The organism is Mycobacterium sp. 1482292.6, from assembly GCF_001672995.1.
Lineage (GTDB): Bacteria > Actinomycetota > Actinomycetes > Mycobacteriales > Mycobacteriaceae > Mycobacterium > Mycobacterium europaeum_A.
The window spans coordinates 1-5490 of record NZ_LZKV01000265.1; the positions used below are offsets into that span (position 1 = coordinate 1).

Consider the following 5490-nt stretch of genomic DNA (forward strand, 5'->3'; position numbering starts at 1 on the left):
GGCGCGCACGCCCTCTGCCATGTATTCCTCGGCGTTGTCAATCATCCTGCGCCACAACATGTTCGCCAGGTCTCCGCCGGTCTGCATGCTGCGCACCAGGTAAGCCATCAGCGGCGCGTACTCCTCGATCTCGGCCATCTGGGCGAACCACGTGGCGGGGTCGTTGGATTGCAGCGCCTCGGACTTGTTGCCGCGGATCGTCTCGGCGATGTAGTCCTCGCACGCCTTGCGCAGGCCCTCTTTGGAGCCGAAGTGGTGAATGACCAGCGCGGCGCTGACGCCGGCACCTTCGGCGATGGCGCGAAGGCCGACGCCGAACCCGTGCTCGCCGAATTGCTCGATGGCCGCATCTCTGATCCGGGCGGCGGCCGTCAGGTCGGCTGAACGCATGTTCAGTACGCTAAACGCATGTTCAGCCCGCGGTCAAGTAGGGCGCGCGTCAACAATTCATAAAGATGCGGACGGTCCCGGAAAACCCGAGCTCAAGGCGACGGAGGCGGCTGGTGCAAAACGATGGCGCGGGGCGACTCAGTCGCGAACGGCGGCCAGGATGCCGTCGCCGAGGGGTACCAGCGCCGGGGTGAGCCGCTCGTCCTCGGCGATCAGGCGCGCCGCCTCGCGCACCGCGACCACTTCGGCGTCGCGGGCGGCCGGATCGCCGGCCCGTCCGCCCAGCGCGGCGCGGTGCACCACGATCACGCCGCCGGGCCGCAGCAACCGCACACCCTCGACGACGTAGTCCGGCTGATCGATCGGGTCGGCGTCGATGAACACCAGGTCATAGGACGCGTCGGCGAGCCGGGTGAGTACCTCCTGGGCGCGGCCGCCGATCAGCCGCGTGCGCGACGGTCCGATGCCGGCTTCGGTGAACGCCTGCTTGGCCAGCCGCAGATATTCGGGTTCGAGGTCGATGGTCGTCAGCACACCGTCGTCGCTCATGCCGGACAGCAACCACAGGCCGCTGACGCCCGCGCCGGTGCCCACCTCGGCGACGGCCTTGCCGCCACTGAGCTTGGTCAGCAGGCTCAGCAGCGCACCGACCGCCGGCGTCACCGCGCCCGCACCGATGTCCACGGCCCGCTCGCGGGCGGCCGCCAACAGCGCGTCTTCCGATATCGAGGCTTCGGCGTGCGCGAAGAGCGCATCGGCCCGACTGGGCGCCGTCTGGCCGGGGGCTTCTGCGTCGGTGCCGTCCATGCCCGCAGCGTATTCCACTTCGCCGCGCGGTCCGGCAGGCGCGCCTGAGTCCGATCGGGGTGACACGCCCAACTGTGCCGATGCGTTTAAGGTCACTGCGCGATGGATATCTCCTGCACAGCGCAGGTAACGATACGGTTTCTCAGGTTCAGCTCAGACTGTTCATATACCGCACATACTCCGGTACGCGACGGTAGCCCTATGGATCGCGGAGGGCGTTGGACCGGGAATACCGACTGGGAACTACCTGTTGCCGCCAGTGACGAAGTGTCACTACTTGGCACGCCCGATTCGGAGGATTCGATCATCACCACGCTTCTCAGCCCCTCCAGCATGTCGCACGCGCAGGGGCTCCCCGCCGACGAGTGGGTGGAGCCGTCCGACGCGCCGCACGGCACCGCGGTGTTCGACGCGACTGGGGACAAGGCGGCCATGCCGTCGTGGGACGAGTTGGTGCGCCAGCACGCCGACCGCGTGTACCGGCTGGCTTACCGGCTTTCGGGCAACCAGCACGACGCCGAGGACCTCACCCAGGAGACCTTCATCCGGGTCTTCCGGTCGGTGCAGAACTACCAGCCCGGGACGTTCGAGGGCTGGCTGCACCGCATCACCACCAACCTCTTCCTCGACATGGTGCGCCGGCGCTCGCGCATCCGGATGGAGGCGTTGCCCGAGGATTACGAGCGGGTGCCCGCCGACGAGCCCAACCCCGAGCAGATCTACCACGACTCCAGGCTGGGCCCGGACCTGCAGGCCGCGCTCGATTCGCTGCCGCCGGAATTCCGCGCCGCCGTCGTGCTGTGTGACATCGAGGGCCTGTCCTACGAGGAGATCGGCGCCACGTTGGGCGTCAAACTGGGCACCGTGCGCAGCCGCATCCACCGCGGGCGCCAGGCGCTGCGGGATTACCTGGCCGCGCACCCCGACCACGACGTGGCGCGCGCCAAGTCGGCGTAATCACCGGTCGCCCGCCTAACGTTCGGGCAGCTATTCAGCCGCTTTGCGGCCTTACCCTCGGTATCGCGCGGCCTGTCGCGCTACATTCGACATAAGGCGGCAATAAGAAATGAGTGGCGAGGAGTTGGTGATGCCCGATCGTGGACAGGTGTTCCGCCGCGCGTTCTCCTGGCTCCCCGCTCAGTTCGCCTCCCAGAGTGACGCGCCCATCGGCGCCCCCCGCCAGTTCGGCTCCACCGAGCACCTGTCCGTCGAAGCGATCGCGGCGTTCGTCGACGGCGAGCTGCGGATGAACGCCCATCTGCGCGCCGCGCATCATCTGTCGTTGTGCGCCCAGTGCGCGGCCGAGGTCGAGGACCAGAGCCGGGCCCGCGCGGCGCTGCGCGATTCGCGCCCCATCCGCATCCCCAGCACCCTGCTCGGCATGCTGGCCGACATTCCCTACGAGTCGCCCGACGACTCCTCCGTGGCCGCCGACCGGTTCGCCGATCGGGACGGCCGGGAGCGGCGCAAGCGCCGGTAGCCGAATCGGCGCCCCGCCCCTTCGAGGCGTCCCCCGCGCGCGTTCATGCCGACCGATGGCGGGCCATGGATACTAGGGTGGACACGGACAACGCCGGTGCCGCGTATTTCGCCCGGCAAAGGCCCGTCTCGAGCGCTCAAGCAGAGGATCCAAAAGGGACAACGTGACCTCCGACCAAGGCTACGACCAAGCAAAAGACAGCGGCAACCGCTTAGCGCCGCGCCCCATCTCGCGTCCGCCGGTCGACCCCGCGTCGCGCCGGGAGTTCGGTCGTCCCGAGGGGCTGCGCGGGTCGTTCGTGGCCGAACGGGTCCGTCCGCAGAAGTACCGCGACCAGGCCGAATTCCGGCCCAGCGACCGACCGGCCGACCCCGTATTGCAAGAGGCGTTCCACCGGCCGGACGGCAGCCCCGATTCGCTGCAGCGCCACCCGGTGGACGCCAATGCGCTGGCCGCCGAGAAAGACGGTGTGGGGCCCGACGAGCTCGACGACCCCTGGCGAGACCCGGGCGCCGCGGCCGCATTGGGCACGCCGGCGGTGCCGCCGTCGCGCTCCGGTACCGCCCTGGGTTACGGCGGCAAACTGGGCGTGCGCGACGTGTTGTTCGGCGGCAAGGTGTCCTACCTCGCGTTGCTGGTGCTGCTGCTGATCGCGTTGGTCATCGGTGTGCTCGGCGGGGTGATCGGCCGCAAGACGGCCGAAGTCGCCGAGGCCTTCACCACCTCGAAGGTGACGCTGTCCACCAGCGGCAACGGCGAAGGCCCGGCCGGCCGGTTCGCCAAGGTTGCGGCCGCGACGGCGGGCGCCGTGGTGACCATCGAGTCCAAGAGCGACCAGGAAGGCATGCAGGGCTCCGGCGTCGTCATCGACGGCCGCGGCTACATCGTCACCAACAACCACGTCATCTCCGAGGCGGCGAACAACCCCAGCCAGTTCAAGACGACCGTGGTCTTCAACGACGGCAAAGAGGTGCCGGCGAACCTGGTGGGCCGCGACCCCAAGACCGACCTGGCCGTGCTGAAGGTCGACAACGTCGACAACCTGTCGGTGGCGCGCCTCGGTGATTCCGACAAGGTGCGGGTGGGCGACGAGGTGCTGGCCGCGGGTGCGCCGCTGGGGCTGCGCAGCACCGTCACGCACGGCATCATCAGCGCGCTGCACCGGCCGGTGCCGCTGTCGGGCGAGGGCTCGGACACCGACACCGTGATCGACGCGCTGCAGACCGACGCGTCGATCAACCACGGGAACTCCGGCGGCCCGCTGATCGACATGGACTCCCAGGTGATCGGCATCGACACCGCCGGTAAGTCGTTGTCCGACAGCGCAAGCGGGCTGGGCTTCGCCATCCCGATCAACGAGGCCAAGCAGGTCGCCCAGACGCTGATCAAGGACGGCAAGATCGTCCACCCGACGCTGGGGGTCAGCACCCGGTCGGTGAGCAACGCGATCGCCTCCGGCGCCCAGGTGGCCAACGTCAAGGCCGGCAGCCCCGCGCAGAAGGGCGGCGTCCTGGAGAACGACGTCGTCGTCAAGGTCGGCAATCGCAAGGTCGCCGACGCCGACGAGTTCGTCGTCGCGGTGCGGCAGTTGACCATTGGCCAGGACTCGCCGATCGAGGTCGTCCGCGACGGCCGGCACGTCACGCTGACGGTCAAGCCGGACCCTGACCAAAGCTGATGTTCGGCAGCCTGAGCTGGGAGCACATGCTCGTCCTCGTCGTGGTCGGGCTGGTGGTCCTCGGGCCAGAGCGGCTGCCGGGTGCCATCCGGTGGACGTCCAACGCCTTGCGTCAGGCGCGCGACTACCTCAGCGGGGTAACCAGTCAGCTGCGTGAGGACCTCGGCCCCGAGTTCGACGATCTGCGCGTTCCGCTGAGCGAGCTGCAGAAGCTGCGGGGCATGACACCGCGCGCGGCGCTGACCAAGCATCTGCTGGACGGCGACGATTCGTTCCTGACCGGAGCCTTCGACAAACCGGCGAACGGCGCCCCGCCGCAAGCCCCGCACCCGGCCCCGCCCGCCGCGAACGGCCAGGCACTGGCGGCCGAACAGCAGTCCGGCGGTCACACGCCGTTCGATACCGACGCGACCTGAACCGTCAGCGCCGGGTCGGATCGAGCCCGAGCGATACGCCGGCCAGCCCGCGCTTGCGTGACGACAAGCTGTCGGCCACCCCGCGCAGCGCCTTGCCGACCGGCGAATCGGGCGCGCTCAGCACCAGCGGCGTGCCGGAGTCGCCCGCGGCGACCAGCTCGGGATCCAGCGGGATCTGACCCAGCAGTGGCACGTCGGCGCCCACCGCGCGGGTCAGCCGCTCGGCCACCTGCCGGCCGCCGCCCTCGCCGAACACCTGCAGCGTGGAGCCGTCGGGCAGGGTGAGGCCGGACATGTTCTCCACCACGCCGACGACGCGCTGACGGGTCTGCAGCGCGATGCTGCCGGCCCGCTCGGCGACCTCGGCCGCGGCCAGCTGCGGCGTCGTCACCACCAGGATCTCGGCGTTGGGAATCAGCTGCGCCACCGAGATGGCGATGTCGCCGGTGCCCGGCGGCAGGTCGAGCAGCAGCACGTCCAGGTCACCCCAGTACACGTCGGCCAGGAACTGCTGCAGCGCCCGGTGCAGCATCGGCCCGCGCCACACCACCGGGGTGTTGCCCTCGGTGAACTGGGCGATGGAGATGACCCGCACCTCGTGCGCGATGGGCGGCAGGATCATCGACTCGACCTGGGTGGGCCGGTCGGTGGTGCCCATCATCCGGGGGATCGAATGGCCGTGGATGTCGGCGTCCAGCACACCGACCGACAGGCCGCGG

At 69.5% G+C, this 5490-nt stretch carries 7 protein-coding genes; 4 read left to right on the forward strand and 3 right to left on the reverse strand.

All coding sequences use genetic code 11. The features are described 5' to 3' along the window. Both A5624_RS26735 and A5624_RS26740 read right to left on the reverse strand, forming a co-directional pair. The coding region (locus tag A5624_RS26735; protein WP_156749231.1) for a TetR family transcriptional regulator at positions 1 to 390 on the reverse strand (390 nt) is incomplete at its 3' end. 138 nt (positions 391 to 528) lie between these two features. Then, complete coding sequence (locus A5624_RS26740) at positions 529 to 1197, reverse strand: O-methyltransferase (RefSeq protein WP_066873541.1); 669 nt, start codon at positions 1195 to 1197, stop codon at positions 529 to 531. A 201-nt stretch (positions 1198 to 1398) separates the two neighbouring features. Between A5624_RS26740 and sigE the strand changes: the two genes are divergently transcribed. The 4 genes from sigE (at position 1399) to tatB (ending at position 4771) form a co-directional block, all read left to right on the forward strand. Further along, positions 1399 to 2154, forward strand: coding sequence for an RNA polymerase sigma factor SigE (gene sigE, locus A5624_RS26745; protein WP_066873531.1), 756 nt, complete (start codon positions 1399 to 1401; stop codon positions 2152 to 2154). A gap of 130 nt (positions 2155 to 2284) precedes the next feature. After that, positions 2285 to 2677, forward strand: a complete 393-nt coding sequence (gene rseA, locus A5624_RS26750) for an anti-sigma E factor RseA (protein WP_197519043.1) — start codon at positions 2285 to 2287, stop codon at positions 2675 to 2677. Between the two features lie 163 nt (positions 2678 to 2840). After that, positions 2841 to 4355 (forward strand): S1C family serine protease, encoded by a 1515-nt coding sequence (locus tag A5624_RS26755; protein WP_066873536.1) that lies wholly within the window; start codon positions 2841 to 2843, stop codon positions 4353 to 4355. Beyond that, complete coding sequence (gene tatB, locus A5624_RS26760; protein ID WP_066873539.1) at positions 4355 to 4771, forward strand: Sec-independent protein translocase protein TatB; 417 nt, start codon at positions 4355 to 4357, stop codon at positions 4769 to 4771. The genes A5624_RS26755 and tatB overlap by 1 nt, the downstream gene beginning before the upstream one ends. Positions 4772 to 4775: 4 nt before the next feature. On the opposite strand, the gene A5624_RS26765 is transcribed toward tatB, so the two are convergent. Next, a partial coding sequence (locus tag A5624_RS26765) for a P-loop NTPase (RefSeq protein ID WP_156749232.1) occupies positions 4776 to 5490 on the reverse strand: 715 nt, incomplete at its 5' end.